The organism is Pseudomonas sp. GW823-FHT05G12 (assembly GCF_058795575.1).
Window position 1 is genome coordinate 3525606 of sequence record NZ_CM179501.1, and the last position, 17836, is coordinate 3543441.

The window sequence follows — 17836 nt, forward strand, 5'->3', positions numbered from 1 at the left end:
CACCCCCGGCATGGCTTCATGCCAATACCGGGAGCGCCTGGGTATTACTGGATGTTGGCGGACGCTTTACGCACCTGGTCGACTACCGACGGCGGCAGCGGGATGTAACCCATCGAGTCGGCGATGGTCTGGCCTTTGGTCAGGCTGTACTCGACCATTTCACGCATGGCCTTGGCTTTTTCCGGGTTGCCGTTGTCCTTGCGGAAAATCATCCAGGTATAGGAAGTGATCGGGTAGGACTTGGCACCGTCCGGGTCAGGCAGCCAGGCCACCAGGTTTTCCGGCATTTTCACCGCAGCCAGTGCTTCGGCACCGCTCTCGGCATTCGGCACGACGTATTGGCCAGCCTTGTTCTGCAACATGGCGAAGTCGACCTTGGCCAGCTTGGCGAAGCCGTACTCGATGTAGCCGATGGCGCCCGGGGTCTGGCGGACGGTGGCGGTTACGCCGTCGTTCTTCGGCGACTTGATGAACTTGTCGGTGGCCGGCCAGTTGACGGTGTTGCCTTCGCCCAGCCCTTGCTTGAAGTCAGCGTTGATGGCCGACAGGTGCTTGGTGAAGACGGCAGTGGTGCCGCTGGAGTCGGCACGCACGACCACGGTGATCGGGGTGGCAGGCAGCTTCAGGTCAGGGTTGGCCGCCGCGATTTGCGGGTCGTTCCACTGGGTGATCTTGCCGAGGAAGATATTGGAGTAGACGTCGCGCGGCAGCTTCAGACCTTTAGGGTTGCCCGGCAGGTTGTAAGCCAGGACGATTTCACCGGCGGTCATTGGCAGCAACTGCACGCCTTCGCCAACCTTGGCAATGTCTGCTTCGCTCATGGCCGAGTCGCTGGCGGCGAAGTCGACGGTCTTGTTCAGGAAGTCCTGAACGCCCGCGCCGCTGCCCTTGGACTGGTAATCGACGGTGACGCCAGCCGTGTTCTTGCTGAAGTCCTTGAACCAGGTCAGGTAGATCGGTGCAGGGAAGCTGGCGCCCGAACCGGTCAACCGAACGTTTTCTGCAGCAAAGGCTGCCGAGGTGGCGCAAAGGGAAACGGCAACGGCGAGTGCAGCAGACTTCATCAGGCGTTTCATCAAAATGTGCTCCATGTGATGGCCGGCACACTTTGCATCAGCTGTGTTACAACTTTGTGACTATTGAATGGCAGGCCGCGCGGTAGAGCTTATCGACTGTGCCATCAGGCGCCGAGCCGGAATCCTGAAACGGCTCCGGCTTCGACGCAAACGCTTGAAGGTGTCGATAGACCCTGCAACGCAGCACCAGGAACAGGAACCTGGCCACTGCAGGCGATCAGCCGATGCCGGCGAGACCTGTATCACCGCCATCCCCACAGCGGTTGCGGCATGCACATTCGAACTCAGCCTGGGCACGGGTGGAAAAGTTCAGGCTCAGACGCATCTTGTCCTGGGTGTCGTAGAGGTCGTAACCCTCCCCCAGTGCGGCAGGAAAGCCAAGCCGCCGAGGATAAGCCTCTTTCTTGAGTGGCACTGCGGGAACCACAACGAAGCGTGTCTGCATGATCATCCCCTTCGGCAGTGCTTAAGTATTAGTACTGCTATGTGAAAGCATCAAGATGACTCATGCAATATTTTGGTTCAGCTGCCTATTCTCGCGGTGATGACTAAGCAGAATCCCAGCAGGCAAATGACCCCGATGCCATAGAACAACGTTCTCCAGGGCTGCAAACCCCGCAGGTAGGCCAGCGTGTGCAAGACCCTGGCAACCGTGAACACCACACTCAGCCACAACACCGGTAGCGTGGCGGCTTCCAGCGCAACAGCCAGCCCGCCGAGGGCAAAGAACAGGGGAATATTCTCCAGGTCGTTGGCCCATACCTTGGCAGCCCGTATCACCTGCGGGCGTTCTGCGGCCTGGGCGACGCGCCCGAACACGGCAGCGTCCTCCGGGTTGGTGAACGCGACGAAGCGCAAGCGGTGATAGCCCTGATAGCAGGAAACCAGGAACATCTTGAGGAACAGCACCACCACACACAGCGCATAGGCCTGCAAGGCACTGCTCATGGCTGGCGCCCCTCGGCAACGCCTCTGATCACCAGGTACAGCAACGGCCCCAGCGAAACGAACACGACGGTCAGCAGCAGGTAAGGCAGCACCGCGATCCCGGCGCTGCCGCGCATGCGGTTGTCTCTCACCATCCAGCAACCGGCCAGCCCGGCCATCAGGTACAGGTCGATGACCACCTGGGCCGTGTCCGGCCGCGCCAGCAGTGCCAGCCCGAACGCCAGCAGCGATTGCTCGGCAATCAGCATGGTCCAGCCGGTATACAGCGAAAACGGCACCAGTATTGCCAGCGCGCAGATACGCAAGCCCATATAGCTCTCCTTGATAGGGTTTGCCGGCACAGTAGTGATAGGGTTGCTTGCACTCAATGACCCGTGAGGTCATGGACATTGCACTCAAGGACGATCAGGGCAACGCATGAATCAGCATCTGTTCCATCGCAGCACCCCTGCCCCGCACATCTCAGCGGGCCAGCATCTTCGCGAACTGCGCCTTCAGGCCAACCTCAGCCAGCTGGAACTGGCGCTGCTGACGGGGCTGTCGCAGCGTCACCTGAGCTGTGTGGAAACAGGACGCGCCAAAGCCAGCCCAGGCACCTTGCATGCCCTCCTCTCGGCCCTGGATGCGCCGCTGGAGCGGTGCAACGAAGTGTTCGTTGCTGCAGGATACGCGCCCCGCTACGCCGCCACGCCACTCGATGCGCCTGAACTGGCCTTGGTGAATACTGCCATCGAGCATATTCTGCAGGTGAACAACCCCGCTCCGGCGATCGTCATCGACAGCCACTGGGACGTCATCGCCGCCAACGCCAGTACCGGGCTGCTGTTGGCGATGGCCGGTGTCAGCGCACAGCCGGCAACCGGCCTCAACCTGCTGCAGACACTGCTGAGCCCGGGTGGTCTGGGTGATCACCTGGCCAACGCGCCGGAAATACGCGCTGCAGCCTGGCAACGTGCATCCAGGGAGGCCGCAGGCAATCCGGCACTGGCAGCGCGCTTGCGCGACTTGCCGGCCCCGGCAAGCCCGCGGCAGATGACGACAACCACCCCTCTGCTGCTGACCCGCGTGAACACCCCATATGGTGAGCTGCGGTTCCTGTCCACGTTCACCACCTTTGGCATGCCGCAGGATGTCACCGTGCAGTCACTGCGCATCGAACACCTGATCCCCGCCGACCCTCAGACTCGACAAAGAATGCAGGCAGCGTTCGAGCAGTGGTCGGCCGTTACAGCGTAAACGTCAGGGCCTGGCCAAGGAACCTGGCGCTGACCTGGTGGCCTGTTTCATGCAGGTCGAACGGCTGGCACATGGCCCCGGTGGTCACGACATCCCCGGCCTTCAGGGTCTGGCCACGCTCGGCAGCGTGCGCGTACAGGTGAGCCAGCGACACCAGCGGGTCGGTGGCCGCATCGCCAGACAAGCCACCGACGCGCCGTTGGCCATCCACATGCACCTCGGTGGTTTCGGCCAGGTCGGCGAGCAACGGCACATTGATACCGGCGCCCAGGCTATTGCCGACCACCAATGCTTCAAACCCCACGTTGTCAGCCACAAAACTTGGCCAGCCGACAGCCTTGCGGTCGACAAAGCGCGAACGCACCACTTCAAAGGTGACGCACGTGGCGCGAATATCCTCACTCACCGGTACGCGCCCGGCTTGCGGAGGAATATCCCGGTCCAGCACGAAGGCAATTTCGCATTCGATGGTCACCGGCGTAACCGCTGGCAGCTGGATATGTGCGCCATCGGCATGGCAACGCCCCGCTTCCAGTTGGCCAATCAAGGGCCGCGACAACTTGCCGGCACGCATGCCTGCCGGGCTGCCGACGCCAAGCTTCCACCCGGCGCGCTGGCCTGCGGCAGCAGCAAACAACTGGTCCTGGCTGTCATAGCCTTGTTTCAATGTCTCGGGCTTGAGGCTGGCGGGCAGTTCCGTCAGCAGGTCACCGCTGCGCCAGTGTTGCAGTAGCAAGGCTGCAGTACGTTGGTGTACGAAGAGCGAACGGTTCATCAAGACCTCATTGAGATAGGCGATGGCGGGCAACAGATGCTATGGCCTGAAATTGATAATGATAAATATATTGTCATGATGCCAATCATCACAAATTGTTATTGAGCTACCTGATGAAATCCGCCTGCAGGGGCATGCTCAGCGATCAGTGGAAACCGGCTGCTTCAACAACAACACATAAGCCATCGCAGCAACCGCGGCCACGGCGGCACTGATCAGGAATGCCGAAGCGAAGGACCCGGTCTGCTGAATGCTGAACCCGGTCACGATGGGCGCCACAGAGCCTGCCAGGTAGCCACCGAAGTTCTGGATCGAGCCAAACGAGGCCACGCGCTGGCTATCGACCACGGTGTTGGCGATCATCCATGCGGTAGAGCTGGCCATGTTCACGCTGAACAGCGCGCAACACAGCAGCGCCACGCTGAGCAGGAAGCCGCTACCGAACGACAGGGGAACGGTGAATGCGGCCGCCGCGAGCAACGCAGTCACTACAACCCGCTTGCGGCTACCCAGCACACTGGCACCGTGCTTCACCAGGCGGTCGCAGATGCGGCCCGCAACAATGGTGCCCAACGCGCCGAACACATAGGCCAGTGAAACCACCCAGGCTGTCTGGTACAGGCTCAAGCCATGCTCGCGCTCGAAGTAGCCTGGCAGCCAGGTCAGGTGCAGCCACAGCATGTAGATCACCCCCATGAAGCCCAATACTGCGCCCCAGGTGCTCTTGTGGCGGAACAGTTCGGCCCACGCCGCCAGTTGTGCCTGCACACTGGGCCTGGCGCTTGGCACCGCCTGTTTATGCGCCTGGGCCGCCAGCAGTTGCTCACGCGCCTCGGCAGGCAGTTCAGCCAGGTACCGCGCCTTGCTTTTGTAGAAGGCGAACCAGCAGGCGGCAACCAGAATGCCGAACACTCCGGTGACGATGAACATGCCGCGCCAGCCCCAGGTGACCATCAGCAGCGTCAGCAACGGCGGCGCCAGACACGGCCCGATGCAGGTCGATGACAGCACGATGCCGGTCGGCGTCCCCCGCTTCTCGGCCTCGAACCACTCCGCCAGCGCCTTGGCCGCCGACGGGAACATCGGCGCCTCGCCAATTCCCAGCACCACCCTGAGCCCGATGAATGCAGAAAAACTGTTGATCAGGCCCGAAGCCGTCTGTGCCACCGACCAGCCCAGCAGGGCCGCCCCCAAAGAAATCTTGCTGCCCAGGCGGTCAATGATCATGCCCAAGGGCAGTTGCGAAAAGGCATACGCCAGGGAAAATGCCGACAGCAGAATGCCCATCTGTGACGGCGTGATGCCCATGTCGCGCTGGATGGACGTATTGGCAATCGACAGCGCACTGCGGTCGACGTAGTTGATGATGCCGATCACCAGCAACAGGCTGACGGTGATGACCTGGTACTTTCTGAACGGGTTCGAGCTGGCGACCGCTTCAGGTTCGCGGGCAAGCCCGGGTTGCGCATATTTGGTATTCATGGGCGTTCACTTTTGTTGTTATTGGTTGAACAGCAGGTAACGGCTTACATCGACGCTTCAAGCAGCCACTGGTAGTCCTCGGCAGATGCCTCACGTGGGTTGGTGCGGTGGCTGTGATCGGCCAACGCGCCCTGGACGATGCGCGGGAACAGGTCCGGGTTGACATCCAGTTCGCCAAGACCGGTCGGCAGGCCCAGCGTACGGGTCATGTCGCGAATGGCATCTTCGATCTGGCTGTCATCGGCCAGCCCCATCGCCTGGGCGATGCGTTGCATCTTGTGTTCACTCACCACCGTTTCGGCCGTGCGGTTGAAGCTGATGACGGCAGGCAGGAAGATCGCATTGAGGGTGCCGTGGTGCAGGCGCGGGTTGATCCCGCCCAACGCATGGCTAAGGCTGTGCACGCAGCCCAGGCCTTTCTGGAAGGCCAGCGCACCTTGCAGCGATGCGCTCATCATGTTGATGCGCCCGTCCAGGTTGCCCGGCTCGCGGGTGGCTCGTTCGATGAAGCGCCAGGCCCGCCACAGGCCGTCCAGGGCAATGCCGTCGGCAGGCGGGTTGAACGCAGGTGCCATGAAAGTTTCCAGGCAGTGGGCAATCGCGTCCATGCCGGTGGCAGCCGTGAGTTGTGCTGGCAGCCCGAGCGTCAGTGCCGGGTCACAGATGGCCACCTTGGGCACCACATGGGGCGAGATCACCCCCACCTTGCGCCCGTCCTCGAGTATCAGGATGGCGCCGCGCCCGACCTCGCTCCCCGTGCCGGCCGTGGTCGGCACCGCAATCACCGGCGCGGTTGCCGGGGTGATCCGGGCCAGGCCGCCCTCGATCACCGCAAAGCTCTTCAACGGGCCGTCGTGCCGGGCACACACGGCCACCCCCTTGGCCAGGTCGATCGCCGAGCCACCGCCAATGGCGATAATGCCATCACAGCCATTTGCCTTGAACATGGCCACGGCCTCACGCACGGCATGCTCGTTGGGGTTGGGTGGCGTACCGTCGTAGATAGGCAGTTGTGCGGTGTCGCTGCCGAAGGTGTTCAACGCCGTATCGACGATACCGGCGGCACGCACGCCACGGTCGGTCACGATCAAAGGCCTGGTTATACCAATGCGCTCACATTCGGCAGGCAGGCATGCAATGGCACCGATATCGAATTGGATCTGGGTGATGTAGTTGATCAGGGACATAAGGCTTGGCAGGCTCCTGGCTTTATTGTTCTGGGCGTTTCAGCCGCACTGGATGCGACACTGTGCAGCGCCAGTATAGGAATGCGCGGCTGGCCATGGTATTGAGAACAATCCATATCGGTATAACCAGGACGAATACCAGATGACCCCATCGCTCAATTCGATCATGTCCCGCCTGCACGCCCGCCACCTGCGCTTGTTGATCGAGTTGGACGAGCACCGCTCGCTGCTCGGTGCAGCAAGCAGCGTCGGGCTTACCCAGCCTGGTGCCAGCAAGGCCTTGCAGGAAATCGAAACCACCTTCGGCACCGTGCTGTTCAACCGCACCAACCGAGGCCTGGAGCCCACGGCCGCCGGGCACTGCGCCATCCGCTACGCACGCCTGTTGCAGACCGATATCGCCAACCTGCGGCACGATCTGGATGCAATCCTGCGTGGGGTCGGCGGCCGGCTGGCAGTGGGGGCGATCATGGGGGCGGTGCCGTTGCTGATGAAGGCGGTGTCACAGCTGGCCAGCATCCAGCCACAGATGTCGTTCGAAATCATCGAAGACACCAGCCAGTCGCTGCTGACGCAGATCGAGAGCGGCCGCCTGGACATCGCCCTGTGCCGCACCAGTGTCAGCAATACGCCGCAGCTGTTCGCCAGCACCTTTGTCCAGGATGAGACACTGGCGGTCATCGCCAACATCGACCACCCGCTGAAGCATGCGCCAAGCCTGAGCCTTGCCGACCTGGCCGAGAGCCGCTGGATCGTCTACCGGGCCAACATGCCCATGCGCGTGCAACTGGAGCGCGAATTTCACGATGCCGGGCTGCGCTTCCCGCTGCACCTGGTTGAAACCACTTCGATCCTGGCGACCTTGTCGCTGTTGCAAAACCGTCCTGACTTCGTTGCGCTGGTGTCGATCGACGTGGCCCGGCAATGTGCGATGAATCAGCAGGTCAGCATACTGCCCTTGAGCATGGGCTCGGTCAGCGACCCCTACGAGCTGGTGACCCGTAAAGGCAGCCAGGCAACACCGGCCATGGACACGCTCACCGAACTGCTGCTGTTGCAGGGCCGACAGCGCTGCGACAGTTGATGCGGTTTCATGGCAGGTCGCTGGGAAATCCGGGCGGAAAGGCTGAGGGTCAAGACAGTAATGAGGCAGCCCGCCAGCCCAGGGTAATCAGCCTTGCAGCTACACCGGCAGTGCTGTTGGCAGGCATGACCTGCCGCTACACCTGCACGCCATTGACCCAAATCAAGCCCTCGCGCCGGGTTCGCGCGACGATGGCTGCACGCAAGGAATGACTCAAGTACCGACAGGTGCACAGTGCGCAAGGTTTACCGCTTGATCGCTGTGCGCGCCTTGACCAAGGAGCCCCACATGAACCCGCTGAAACACATACTGGTTGCCACCGACCTTTCCCCACATGCCCGCAACGCCGCTGAGCGCGCTGCCTACCTGAGCGATGCGCAACAGGCCTCGCTGGACCTGGTCTACGTTGCCAACCCGGCACCCTTCGAGCGCCTCAAACAGTTGGTGACGCCTGATGACGATCTGTTGAAACGCGTACTGGATAGCGCAGGCGAGAAAACCCACGCACTGGCAGCGCTGCTGTTCCAGCGTTACGGTATCTCCGCTGGCGTGCAGGTCGCCAGCGGCTCGGTGATCACGGAGATCAACCGGGTGGTGCAGGACAAGCACAGCGACCTGCTGGTGTGTGGGGCCAGGGGCCAGAACGTAGCGCGGCGCCTGCTGCTGGGTTCAACTGTGCAGAAACTGCTCAACCGCATGCCCTGCCCTTTGCTGGTGGTCAAGCCGGCCCCTCGTGATGCCTACCGCACCGTGCTGGTGCCAGTCGATTTTTCGTCCGTTTCACTGCGCACGATCGAATTGGCCAAGGCCATTGCCCCGCAAGCAGAGATCATTCTGCTGCATGCGTACGAAGCCCCGTTCGAAGCCAGCGTGCGCTTCGCCCATCTCGACCACGACACCCTCACCCACTACCGCAATGTCATCCGCAAGGATGCACAAGTACAGCTCGCGGCGCTGAGTGAGGCTGCCGGCCTGGCCGATGCACGGCAGATCCTGGTGCACGGTGACCCTGGCTGGCGCATTGCCGAGCAGGAACAGGAACTGGAGTGCGACCTGATCGTTGTCGGCAAGCAGGGGGCAAGCGCGCTGGAGGAACTGCTGGTGGGCAGCGTCACCAAGCATGTACTGAACGAATCGCAGTGTGATGTGCTGGTCTCGCCATAGCGTAACGTGCCTGCCGAGCACGCTGATAAGCGCCCTCGGCAGGCGCCGCTGTGCAAGCGTCAGCCCTGCCCTTGCACGTTCTGCGCTTGCCTGCGGTAGCTGGAAAGCGAAAAACCGGTCTGACGCTTGAAATAGCGGCACAGGTAAGACGCGTCGGCAAAATTGAGCGCATCGGCAATTTGCCCGACAGTGTGATTACTGTAGGAAAGCAGTGCCTTGATTTCCAGGGTCACCTGCCGATCGATCAAACCTTTCGGGCTGGAATTGAAATACACCTTTGTCAGTTGCGACAGATAGAACGGGGTGATGTTAAGCGCGTCGGCATAGAACTTAACCTCGCGCTGCCGGGTGCTGTGTTTGCCTACCAGCTCCCAGAATCGCCAACTCAGCGCTTCCTTGCGGCTGAACGCCCTGCCTGCTGTCGGTAACACGGGAAGCTGCTCGGCAATCTTCAGGAAAAGGTTCTGTAACTGGTTGCGCAGCATGATGTGCTGATAAGTGGCACAGCACCGCACAATATCGCGCATCTGCATCAGCCACCCTTCCAGCAGCGGCCTCTCGCTTTCGGCAAGTACACAGTGCGGATGGTCGTGCAGAAAGACGAACAATGAATTGGGCAGTGGGTAGGCGACCTCGGCAGCAAGTGCTTGTGGTATCAGGCAGAAAAACACCTTGAAGCATCGTGAGCGACATTTGAGCAAGGCTATGGTGTCTTCGGCCAGCACCAGCACATCTGCGCGCCTGACAGCATGTTCTTTGAAGTTCAGCGTGAAACGGGCAGCCCCGGACAGGCACACAAGCAGTGTCAGATAGGCATGACCGAACGACAGTGGCGCCCCCTGCCCATCGGCAAGCGTGCTTTCACCTGTCTGGATCGGATCACCAGCCGCGTAAAGTTTCGGAATGTGATGCATCGCACTCGGTACCACCGCCAGATAGAGACAACAGCCTAGCATCAAGCACCCGTCCAGTTTCGAAAAGTACCGATAATGCCAAGGTAGTGACGTTTACCGCGTGGCCAGTCGGCCATACGCTGGCCCAACGGACCAGACACGAGTACAGGACATGAAATTGGAAACCGAACGTTTGCTGCTTCGCCCTTGGCTGGAGAGCGACGCTGCTGATTTGTACGAATATGCCAAGGACGAGCGCGTCGGCCCCGTTGCGGGCTGGCCTGTGCACACCAGTGTGGAGCACAGCCGCGAGGTCATTCGCGAAGTGTTCAACCACCCCGAAGTGTACGCCCTTGAGCTCAAGCAGAATCAACGTGCCGTAGGCTGTGTCGGCCTGCTGACTGGCAGTAACAGCAACTTCGAGATCAGTGAACAGGAAGGTGAAATTTCCTACTGGATCGGGGTTCCCTACTGGGGCAAAGGCCTGGTTCCGGAGGCTGTGCGGGAAGTCATGCGCCACGCCTTCGAAACCCTGAAACTGCAGGCACTGTGGTGTGGCTACTACACTGACAACAGCCAGTCACAGGCTGCCCAGGCGAAGTGTGGCTTCCGTCATCATCACACCGAAGAAAACAAGCACAACCGCTTCCTCGACGACTATCGTACTGAGCACATCAGCCGCATCACCTACCAGCAGTGGGTGGAGGGTGAGCAACAGCATACCTAGCCGACGGCGAAGCCCGTACGGTGCGTTCGATCACTCGCTGGCCCCCCGGTATACGACGCAGGAAAGAGAAGCTGACGCTGCAGGCTGCAAATCGCCATGGCCTGCACCGGTGCGGCACCGGTAGGGCGTAATCGCTGCCAGGGCGCTCTACACAAGGCGTTTCATCGATTGCACTGATGATTACTATCGAGCGGCCTGCCTGTCGGTCGGGCACGGCCGCCTCTACAATCCCCTGCAAATCCCCCCGCTCCTGCGCCTGCTACAGGCGAGATCCCTCATGGAACCTAACCCATGCCAAGCAACAGCCAGGCCCCTCGCGGCCTTCCCGAACACAGCCAACAAAGCGTGACCCAGCAATGGCTGGCAATCCTCTCGGTAGCCGTGGGCGCTTTCGCCCTGGTCACCAGTGAATTCCTCCCGGTGGGGGTGCTCAACGATGTGGCCAGCGACCTGGGCATCAGTGCAGGCCTTGCCGGCCTGATGGTGACCCTGCCCGGCATCATGGCTGCGTTAGCCGCCCCGTTGATTTCCGTAGGCGTCGGCGCACTGGACCGGCGCTACCTGCTGATCGGCCTGACGCTGATCATGATCATCGCCAACGCCATCGTGGCCTATGCCGGTGACTTCAACCTGCTGTTGGTCGGCCGTGTGCTACTGGGTATCAGTATTGGCGGCTTCTGGGCGACAGCCATCGCCCTCAGCGGCCGCCTGGCACCTGACGGAATGGGCGTAGCCAAAGCCAACTCCATCATCATGGCTGGCGTAACCCTGGCGACGGTAGTGGGCGTGCCTGTCGGCACCTGGCTGAGTGGCCTGATGGGCTGGCGCATGACGTTCCTGGTCACTGCACTGGTAGGCGTACCGGTGCTGCTGGCACAGGTCTTCCTGCTGCCGCGGCTGATGCCGGAAAAGGCCATTCGCATCCGCGACCTGCCGGCGTTGTTCATCAACCCGCAAGCACGGGTCGGTTTGATCGCCGTGTTGCTGATCGGCCTGGCGCACTTTGCGGCGTACACCTACGTCGCACCGTTCTTCAAACAGAATGCCGGCTTTGACGGGCCTACGATCGGTTCATTGTTGCTGCTGTATGGCGTGGCCGGCTTCATGGGCAACATCTTCGCCGGCTTTGCGGCCAACCGCAGCGTGCGGCATACCCTGATGCTGGTCGCGCTCATGATCGCAGTCAGCACCGCCCTGTTCCCGCACTTCGCCACCGGCATGACGGGCGCCGCCATGCTGATCGCGCTGTGGGGCTTTGCCTTCGGTGCGTTCCCGGCCTGTGCCAATATCTGGATGTTTGTCGTGGCGCCCAAGGATGTCGAACGTGGCATGCCGCTGTTCGTGGCCCTGTTCCAGGTGATCATTGCCGTGGGCTCGTTCTTCGGCGGGCAAGTCGTAGACCATATGGGCACGGCGGTACTGCTGAGCCTGGCCACGGCGCTGGTGGGCTGTGGCTTTGTCACCGTGCTGGTGCTGGGGCGCAACGTCAGCAACGATCTGGCGGCGCAGCCAGGCTGAGCAGCCGCACAGGGCGGCTGCTCAAAGCGTGGGGCCGTGAAACCGAGGCGCCTGCTTCGCGGGCAAGCCCGCTCCTACAGGTACCGTACGGCTCCAGGCGCTTGCATTAGCTGCAATCGTCCCGCTCAGGCTGGCGTGGTTGCCTGGCGCACACCACCTGAAGCTCGGCGCCACGGGCCCTGGCCAGCAGCTCCTCGGTGTCATCGCCACCGGGCAAGGCAAGCAACAGGTCAGGGCGGCTGTCATTGAGCATGAACAGGTTGCGCAAGCGTTCGGCCTGCTTGCCGTGCAGCTGCCAGTTTGGCGGGTAACGCACCAGATCGGCGCCATGCTCGCGCGCCCAGCTTTCGATTTCCCCACCAAGAAACTGGCTGCCACCGTGGATCAATACCCGGATCGGCCGCTGGCGCTGGACGTCGTCCAGGGCCTGGCGGCAGCGTCGGGTGTCGGCGTAGTTGCGCCCTGCACAAATCAGTACTCGCATGGTCTGCTCTCCTTGCATCGCTCAGAACCACTGGCCGAAACGGCGGATATAGAGGGTCTTCATGGCCTGGGCGACCACGCAGTAGCCCAGCAGGGTGGCGGCCAGCCAAGGGAAGTACTCCCACGGCAGCGGCACCAGGCCGACCATCGCGCCCACCGGGGAGAACGGGATGTAGATACCCAATGCCATGACCAGCCCCGTTGCCAATACCACCGGCAATGCAGCGGTGCTCTGGAAGAACGGTACCTTGCGAGTGCGCAGCATGTGCACTACCAGCGTCTGTGACAGCAAGCCCTCGATGAACCAGCCAGACTGGAACAGCGCCTGCATTTCGACGCTGTTGGCGGCGAACACGTACCACATCAGGGCGAACGTGGTGATGTCGAAGATCGACGACGTAGGACCTATCCACAACATGAAGCGGCCGATGTTGCGGGCATCCCATTTGCGTGGCTTGCTGAGGAACGCCTTGTCCATGCGGTCCCAGGGCAGCGACAGCTGGGAAAAGTCATACATCAGGTTTTGCAGCAACAAGTGGATCGCCAGCATCGGCAGGAACGGGATAAACGCACTGGCCACCAGGACCGAGAACACGTTGCCGAAATTGGAACTGGCAGTCATGCACAGGTACTTCATGATGTTGCCGAAGGTTTCGCGGCCTTTGAGCACGCCCTCCTCGAGCACCATCAGGCTCTTTTCCAGCAAAATGATGTCGGCCGATTCCTTGGCGATGTCGGTGCCGCTGTCCACCGAGATACCGACGTCAGCATCGCGCAGGGCGGCGGCATCGTTGATGCCGTCGCCAAGAAAGCCCACGGTGTGACCATTGGCTTGCAGGGCCTTGAGCACGCGCGATTTCTGCAACGGGGTGAGCTTGGCGAAGACGGTGCGCTCCTCCACCTGAAGCTTCAGGGTGGTGTCGTCCATGCCCTCGATGTCCTGGCCGAGCAACGGCTGGCCTGGCGCCAGGCCTACTTCCCGGCACACCTTGGACGTGACCACCGGGTTGTCGCCGGTCAGTACCTTTACCTGCACGCCCATGTCGCGCAAGGCGGCGATGGCCGGGCCGGCCGTTTCCTTGGGCGGGTCGAGGAAGGTCAGCAAGCCCTGGATGACCAGATCGCGCTCATCTTCGGTGTGATACTGCGCCTTGCCTTCGGCCGCCGGGATCTGCCGGGTGGCAACCACCAGCACGCGGAAGCCGTCCTGGTTGAAGGCATCGACCCTGGCCATCAGCTGCTGGCGACGGCACGGATCAAGGGCAACGACCTTGTCGCCTTCCTGCACATGGGTGGCGATGGCGAGCATCTCCTCGACCGCCCCTTTGCTTACCAGCAGGTGATCGCCCAAGGCATTCTTCACCACCACTGACAGGCGGCGGCGGATGAAGTCGAACGGCAATTCGTCGACCTTTACGTAGGCGTAAGGCGCCTGGAACTGTTGGTCCTGGCCGGCGAAATGCAGCACGGCCTGGTCCATCAGGTTGCGGATGCCGCTTTGGTGATGGCTGTTGAGCCAGGCCAGCTCTAGGATGTGCTTGTCGGTTTGGCCGTCGAAGCGCACATGGTGCTCAAGGATGATCCGATCCTGGGTGAGCGTGCCGGTCTTGTCGGTGCACAGTACATCCATGGAGCCCAGGTTCTGGATGGCGTTCAGGCGTTTGACCACCACCTTGCGCCGGGCCATGGCCACGGCGCCCTTGGCCAGGTTGGCGCTGACGATCATCGGCAGCATTTCCGGGGTCAGGCCCACTGCCACGGCAAGCGCGAAGAGGAAGGCATCACCCCAGTCGCCTTTCACCACACCGTTGATCATGAACACCACCGGCACCATCACCAGCATGAAGCGGATCAGCAGGCTGCTGACGCTGTTCACGCCGCGGTCAAAAGCGGTCTGGCTGCGCGAACCGGCAATGGCCTTGGCCAGCGAGCCAAAATAGGTGCGTCGGCCGGTGGCGACCACCACGGCGCGGGCGCGGCCACTGACCACATTGGTCCCCATGAAGCAGATGTTCGGCAACTCGAGCAGGTTGTCCTGATATGCGCCATGCTCGGCGGCGGACTTCTGCGCGACATTACCCAAGGTGTCGTACTTTTCGACCGGCAACGCTTCGCCGGTGAGCACGGCCTGGCTGATGAACAGGTCTCGCGCTTCGAGCAGGCGGATATCGGCGGGAATCATGTCACCTGCAGAAAGCTGCACGATGTCGCCGGCCACCAGTTCGTCCATGGGCACTTCGCGCAGGCGCGGGGCTTGCCCGGTCTGCTCGCGGCGCAACACGGTGGCCGTAGTGCGCACCATTGCCTTGAGCGCGTCGGCAGCCTTGTTCGAGCGGTACTCCTGCCAGAAGCGCAGCAGGCTGCTGAGGCTGACCATGGTCATGATGATGATGACCTTGGTCAGGTCGGCGTCGTCTGCTTCGCCTGCACTGACCGGCAGCCAGTAGTCGGTGACGAAGCTGATCCCGGCCAGGGTCAGCAGTACATAGATGAACGGGTTGTTCAGGGCCTTGAGCAACTGCACCAGGGCGTGGGGTTGCGGGTCGTGGGCAACCTGGTTGGCCCCATCGCGCACCAGGCGCTTGGCGGCTTCGTGCTCGGTCAAGCCCTGTTCGCTGGCATCGAGGTTGGCGAGGGTGACCGCCAGGCCATTGCGCGCTTCACGGGCGGCGCGGGTGGACAGGCGGGTTTCGCGTTCGGCTTTGGCCGATGAGGTGTTACGGTGTTTGACAGTCATGTTGCTGTGCTCCTGCCGCTGCGGCGGCACGACACACAGACGTTTCACTCAGGCGGTGAACGAAGGCATGTCGGGTCGCTGAATAATGCTGGTTCTTTCCGACAGTTGTCTGTCCGCTGCCGAGAGTCGGAAGTTGTTTCGGCAGCGAACTTTCTACTCGCGCAATCCATGGTTTGATTCCTTTTAATAAACACAGGGCAATAGTCATCCCGCGAACTTTTAAGGTAAAAAGTTCGAGCACAAAGATACCGTTCAATATCTTTTATTCAGTGAGCAGTGCGGGGGCTCAAGCGTGCATGAACACGCACCAGCACCCCGCAACTACTTGGGGGGTGCTGGTGGTGGTCAAGGTAGCCGTGCAGACGCCGCGGCCAGGCGCCGGCCTGCTGCGGCGCAAGGCACGCAGGCTGGCGATGTGAAACGAATGAAGTGAGGTTCATGAGCTTGCCTCCAACCGGCCAACACCGGCGGCGGCAAGTCACGGCGGAGCATCAGGCTCTGGCGCGGCTTGCCCGACCAGGGTGTCGGGACCGGTGTTCCGGTTCAAGTGCCTGACCAGGCCATTCGGCAGAGATCAGGCAGCGACGAGATACTGTGTCCATTGAATTCTTCAGTGAAGGGAAAAAAGGCCCCGCGCTCGGGGCGGTCGAACTTTATTCAAGCGTAGTATCGAAGTCAACCCGCAAGGGAAACTTTAAATAAGTTTAACCTTATCTTAATGTTCCACGCAGGCGCAGCGCCTCAAACCTTGAACCGCCCCACCAACGCCGTCATCTCCCCCACCAGCCCCGACAACGCCTTGCTCGCCTCGCTGGTCTGCTGCGCACCCGCAGCGGAATGGTTGGACAGTTCGCGGATGTTCAGCAAGTTGCGGTCTACTTCCCGCGCCACCTGAGCCTGCTCTTCGGCCGCACTGGCAATGACCAGATTGCGCTCGTTGATTTCGCCGATCGCACTGTAGATGCCCTCCAGCACTTGCCCCGAGGCCAGGGTCACGTCCAGTGTCGACTGGGCGCGGTTGGTGCTGGCCTGCATGGAAGCCACCGCAGCTTCGGTCCCCGCCTGCACGCTGCCGATCATCTGCTCGATTTCCTGGGTCGACTGTTGCGTGCGGTAGGCCAGTGTGCGCACCTCATCCGCCACCACCGCAAAGCCGCGCCCGGCCTCACCGGCACGGGCCGCCTCGATGGCAGCATTGAGCGCCAGCAGGTTGGTCTGCTCGGACACCGAGCGGATCACTTCCAGCACCTTGCCGATGTCCCGCACCTGCCCCACCAACTGCTGCAGGTGCGCACTGCTGGTCTGGATTTCGCGGGTCATGGCTTCGGTGCCGTCGATATTTTCGCTGACTTGCCGGCGGCTTTGCGCGGCCAGCTGGTTGGATTCACTGGTGGTTTGCGAGGTGGTGATCGCGTTGCGCGCAACCTCCTCCACTGCCGTGGTCATTTCGGTCACGGCAGTCGCGGCCTGCTCCAGCTCCTGCCCCTGCTGACGCAGGTTGTTGGCGCTTTCCTCGGTGACCGCGTTCAACGCCGTGGCGGCGGCGTCCAGCTGCCGGGCACAGTTGTTGATCTGCCCAAGGGTGTCGCGCTGGCTCTGCTGCATGCGCTGCAGCTCATGGAACAGTTGGCCGATCTCGTTGTTGCCCTGCCCTTGCACCGGCACACTCAGGTCGCCACTGGCAATGCGCCGGAAATGCCCACCGGCTTCACGCAGGGGGTGCAACACACGCTGGGCAATGAACGCCCAGCACAGCACCGCCAGCACCACGGTCACGCCCAGCAGGCACAGGCTCAGCAATTGTGCCCGGGCCAGACGCCGGTCGGACTCGAGCATGATTTGCTGGCCACGTTCGCTCAGTGTGGTCACCAGCTGCTGGCGCAGGGTTTGCAACCGCCCCATGGCATTACCGGCATCGCTGTTGACCTTGAAATACTGCTCCAGCGAACGCTGGCGGGTCGCTTCACGCTGCCCAGCCACCGCCTTGGCGTATTCGGCAAAGGTAGCCTGCAGCTCGGTTGCCAACCCGCGAAGGGCGGGTTCGCGGGCGTTTTCGACAAATTCGTCGACCAGCGCCTGGCTCTTGTTGTTCAGCTCCACCGACAGCGCCATGCGTTTGCCTGCACTCTCGTCATGGCCACCCAACTGCTCGATAAAACCCGAAGACACGTTGGCGCTGGAACGAATCGCCATCAGCAACGCATTGTTCAACCGGTCCGACTGGTGCGCAGTCTGGTCCAGTTCAGTGATCTGCTGGTCGCTACCCAAGGCGGCCCACCAGGCACTGGCGGTCGAAAACAGCAAGGTCAGGCTGAACAGCGACAACACCCAGAACATTCCGGTGCGAATTTTCAGGTTGGCAAGCATGCGGGCAGTACTCCTTGTTGGCACCACTTCTGATCGATGATTCGAGGGTGGGTGTGCTGCTATCGGAGGTACTGGCGCAGGCTTGAGGCGCCGCGATGCGGTTATGTGCGGTAACCGAACGGAATGCGTTGAGACCCAGAGGCCTTGAAACCCTTGAGG

17 protein-coding genes are annotated in these 17836 nt (G+C 61.6%); 6 read left to right on the top strand and 11 right to left on the bottom strand.

Going from position 1 to position 17836, the window contains the following annotated elements; translation table 11 throughout:
• Window positions 1-44: 44 nt before the first annotated feature.
• The 4 genes from pstS to AC3RCM_RS16125 form a co-directional block, all read right to left on the bottom strand.
• Entirely contained in the window at window positions 45-1076 is a 1032-nt protein-coding gene (pstS, locus tag AC3RCM_RS16110) for a phosphate ABC transporter substrate-binding protein PstS (RefSeq protein ID WP_014591398.1), read from the bottom strand.
• A gap of 217 nt (window positions 1077-1293) precedes the next feature.
• Entirely contained in the window at window positions 1294-1527 is a 234-nt protein-coding gene (locus AC3RCM_RS16115) for a hypothetical protein (protein WP_054889537.1), read from the bottom strand.
• A 71-nt stretch (window positions 1528-1598) separates the two neighbouring features.
• Window positions 1599-2024 (bottom strand): MAPEG family protein, encoded by a 426-nt coding sequence (locus tag AC3RCM_RS16120; RefSeq protein WP_064491589.1) that lies wholly within the window; start codon window positions 2022-2024, stop codon window positions 1599-1601.
• Window positions 2021-2335, bottom strand: a complete 315-nt coding sequence (locus AC3RCM_RS16125) for a hypothetical protein (RefSeq protein WP_064491588.1) — start codon at window positions 2333-2335, stop codon at window positions 2021-2023. The genes AC3RCM_RS16120 and AC3RCM_RS16125 overlap by 4 nt, the downstream gene beginning before the upstream one ends.
• 106 nt (window positions 2336-2441) lie before the next feature.
• Here AC3RCM_RS16125 and AC3RCM_RS16130 point away from each other — a divergent pair, with 106 nt between their 5' ends.
• A complete protein-coding gene (locus AC3RCM_RS16130) occupies window positions 2442-3260 on the top strand; it encodes a helix-turn-helix domain-containing protein (RefSeq protein WP_064491587.1) in 819 nt (272 codons plus the stop codon).
• Here AC3RCM_RS16130 and AC3RCM_RS16135 read toward each other — a convergent pair.
• The 3 genes from AC3RCM_RS16135 to gbd all read right to left on the bottom strand — a co-directional run bounded on the left by AC3RCM_RS16135 (window position 3250) and on the right by gbd (window position 6704).
• Window positions 3250-4035 (bottom strand): 2-keto-4-pentenoate hydratase, encoded by a 786-nt coding sequence (locus AC3RCM_RS16135; protein WP_064491586.1) that lies wholly within the window; start codon window positions 4033-4035, stop codon window positions 3250-3252. The genes AC3RCM_RS16130 and AC3RCM_RS16135 overlap by 11 nt on opposite strands.
• Window positions 4036-4173: 138 nt before the next feature.
• Window positions 4174-5517, bottom strand: coding sequence for an MFS transporter (locus AC3RCM_RS16140; RefSeq protein ID WP_014860440.1), 1344 nt, complete (start codon window positions 5515-5517; stop codon window positions 4174-4176).
• A gap of 44 nt (window positions 5518-5561) precedes the next feature.
• Entirely contained in the window at window positions 5562-6704 is a 1143-nt protein-coding gene (gbd, locus tag AC3RCM_RS16145) for a 4-hydroxybutyrate dehydrogenase (protein ID WP_104887443.1), read from the bottom strand.
• A 142-nt stretch (window positions 6705-6846) separates the two neighbouring features.
• Between gbd and AC3RCM_RS16150 the strand changes: the two genes are divergently transcribed.
• The gene (locus AC3RCM_RS16150; protein ID WP_010953569.1) at window positions 6847-7788 is read left to right on the top strand and encodes a LysR family transcriptional regulator; all 942 of its coding nucleotides are present in this window, start codon (window positions 6847-6849) and stop codon (window positions 7786-7788) included.
• 288 nt (window positions 7789-8076) lie between these two features.
• Window positions 8077-8952: a universal stress protein gene (locus AC3RCM_RS16155; protein ID WP_064491595.1), complete on the top strand. Its 876-nt coding sequence runs from the start codon at window positions 8077-8079 to the stop codon at window positions 8950-8952.
• Between the two features lie 59 nt (window positions 8953-9011).
• Here AC3RCM_RS16155 and AC3RCM_RS16160 read toward each other — a convergent pair whose 3' ends face one another.
• Window positions 9012-9866, bottom strand: a complete 855-nt coding sequence (locus AC3RCM_RS16160; RefSeq protein WP_064491594.1) for a helix-turn-helix domain-containing protein — start codon at window positions 9864-9866, stop codon at window positions 9012-9014.
• Window positions 9867-10017: 151 nt separating this feature from the next.
• On the opposite strand from AC3RCM_RS16160, the gene AC3RCM_RS16165 reads away from it, so the two are divergent.
• Entirely contained in the window at window positions 10018-10572 is a 555-nt protein-coding gene (locus AC3RCM_RS16165; protein WP_064491583.1) for a GNAT family N-acetyltransferase, read from the top strand.
• A 291-nt stretch (window positions 10573-10863) separates the two neighbouring features.
• Entirely contained in the window at window positions 10864-12090 is a 1227-nt protein-coding gene (locus tag AC3RCM_RS16170; RefSeq protein ID WP_003254145.1) for an MFS transporter, read from the top strand.
• Between the two features lie 106 nt (window positions 12091-12196).
• Here AC3RCM_RS16170 and AC3RCM_RS16175 read toward each other — a convergent pair whose 3' ends face one another.
• Window positions 12197-12574 (bottom strand): DUF2493 domain-containing protein, encoded by a 378-nt coding sequence (locus AC3RCM_RS16175; protein ID WP_104887441.1) that lies wholly within the window; start codon window positions 12572-12574, stop codon window positions 12197-12199.
• Between the two features lie 21 nt (window positions 12575-12595).
• Complete coding sequence (gene mgtA, locus AC3RCM_RS16180; RefSeq protein WP_492629019.1) at window positions 12596-15310, bottom strand: magnesium-translocating P-type ATPase; 2715 nt, start codon at window positions 15308-15310, stop codon at window positions 12596-12598.
• A gap of 296 nt (window positions 15311-15606) precedes the next feature.
• Between mgtA and AC3RCM_RS16185 the strand changes: the two genes are divergently transcribed.
• Complete coding sequence (locus AC3RCM_RS16185; RefSeq protein ID WP_254913451.1) at window positions 15607-15729, top strand: hypothetical protein; 123 nt, start codon at window positions 15607-15609, stop codon at window positions 15727-15729.
• Window positions 15730-16051: 322 nt separating this feature from the next.
• Here AC3RCM_RS16185 and AC3RCM_RS16190 read toward each other — a convergent pair whose 3' ends face one another.
• Entirely contained in the window at window positions 16052-17677 is a 1626-nt protein-coding gene (locus tag AC3RCM_RS16190) for a methyl-accepting chemotaxis protein (RefSeq protein ID WP_020192192.1), read from the bottom strand.
• Window positions 17678-17836 lie beyond the last annotated feature (159 nt).

Bases quoted from the DNA above. Each gene is read 5' to 3' on its own strand.
- AC3RCM_RS16115 (WP_054889537.1), bottom strand. From the start codon at position 1,527: ATGATCATGCAGACACGCTTCGTTGTGGTTCCCGCAGTGCCACTCAAG.
- AC3RCM_RS16125 (WP_064491588.1), bottom strand. From the start codon at position 2,335: ATGGGCTTGCGTATCTGCGCGCTGGCAATACTGGTGCCGTTTTCGCTG.
- AC3RCM_RS16120 (WP_064491589.1), bottom strand. From the start codon at position 2,024: ATGAGCAGTGCCTTGCAGGCCTATGCGCTGTGTGTGGTGGTGCTGTTC.
- AC3RCM_RS16140 (WP_014860440.1), bottom strand. From the start codon at position 5,517: ATGAATACCAAATATGCGCAACCCGGGCTTGCCCGCGAACCTGAAGCG.
- AC3RCM_RS16130 (WP_064491587.1), top strand. From the start codon at position 2,442: ATGAATCAGCATCTGTTCCATCGCAGCACCCCTGCCCCGCACATCTCA.
- AC3RCM_RS16135 (WP_064491586.1), bottom strand. From the start codon at position 4,035: ATGAACCGTTCGCTCTTCGTACACCAACGTACTGCAGCCTTGCTACTG.
- AC3RCM_RS16190 (WP_020192192.1), bottom strand. From the start codon at position 17,677: ATGCTTGCCAACCTGAAAATTCGCACCGGAATGTTCTGGGTGTTGTCG.
- AC3RCM_RS16170 (WP_003254145.1), top strand. From the start codon at position 10,864: ATGCCAAGCAACAGCCAGGCCCCTCGCGGCCTTCCCGAACACAGCCAA.
- AC3RCM_RS16155 (WP_064491595.1), top strand. From the start codon at position 8,077: ATGAACCCGCTGAAACACATACTGGTTGCCACCGACCTTTCCCCACAT.
- gbd (WP_104887443.1), bottom strand. From the start codon at position 6,704: ATGTCCCTGATCAACTACATCACCCAGATCCAATTCGATATCGGTGCC.
- AC3RCM_RS16185 (WP_254913451.1), top strand. From the start codon at position 15,607: ATGAACACGCACCAGCACCCCGCAACTACTTGGGGGGTGCTGGTGGTG.
- AC3RCM_RS16175 (WP_104887441.1), bottom strand. From the start codon at position 12,574: ATGCGAGTACTGATTTGTGCAGGGCGCAACTACGCCGACACCCGACGC.
- AC3RCM_RS16150 (WP_010953569.1), top strand. From the start codon at position 6,847: ATGACCCCATCGCTCAATTCGATCATGTCCCGCCTGCACGCCCGCCAC.
- AC3RCM_RS16160 (WP_064491594.1), bottom strand. From the start codon at position 9,866: ATGCATCACATTCCGAAACTTTACGCGGCTGGTGATCCGATCCAGACA.
- AC3RCM_RS16165 (WP_064491583.1), top strand. From the start codon at position 10,018: ATGAAATTGGAAACCGAACGTTTGCTGCTTCGCCCTTGGCTGGAGAGC.
- mgtA (WP_492629019.1), bottom strand. From the start codon at position 15,310: ATGACTGTCAAACACCGTAACACCTCATCGGCCAAAGCCGAACGCGAA.
- pstS (WP_014591398.1), bottom strand. From the start codon at position 1,076: ATGAAACGCCTGATGAAGTCTGCTGCACTCGCCGTTGCCGTTTCCCTT.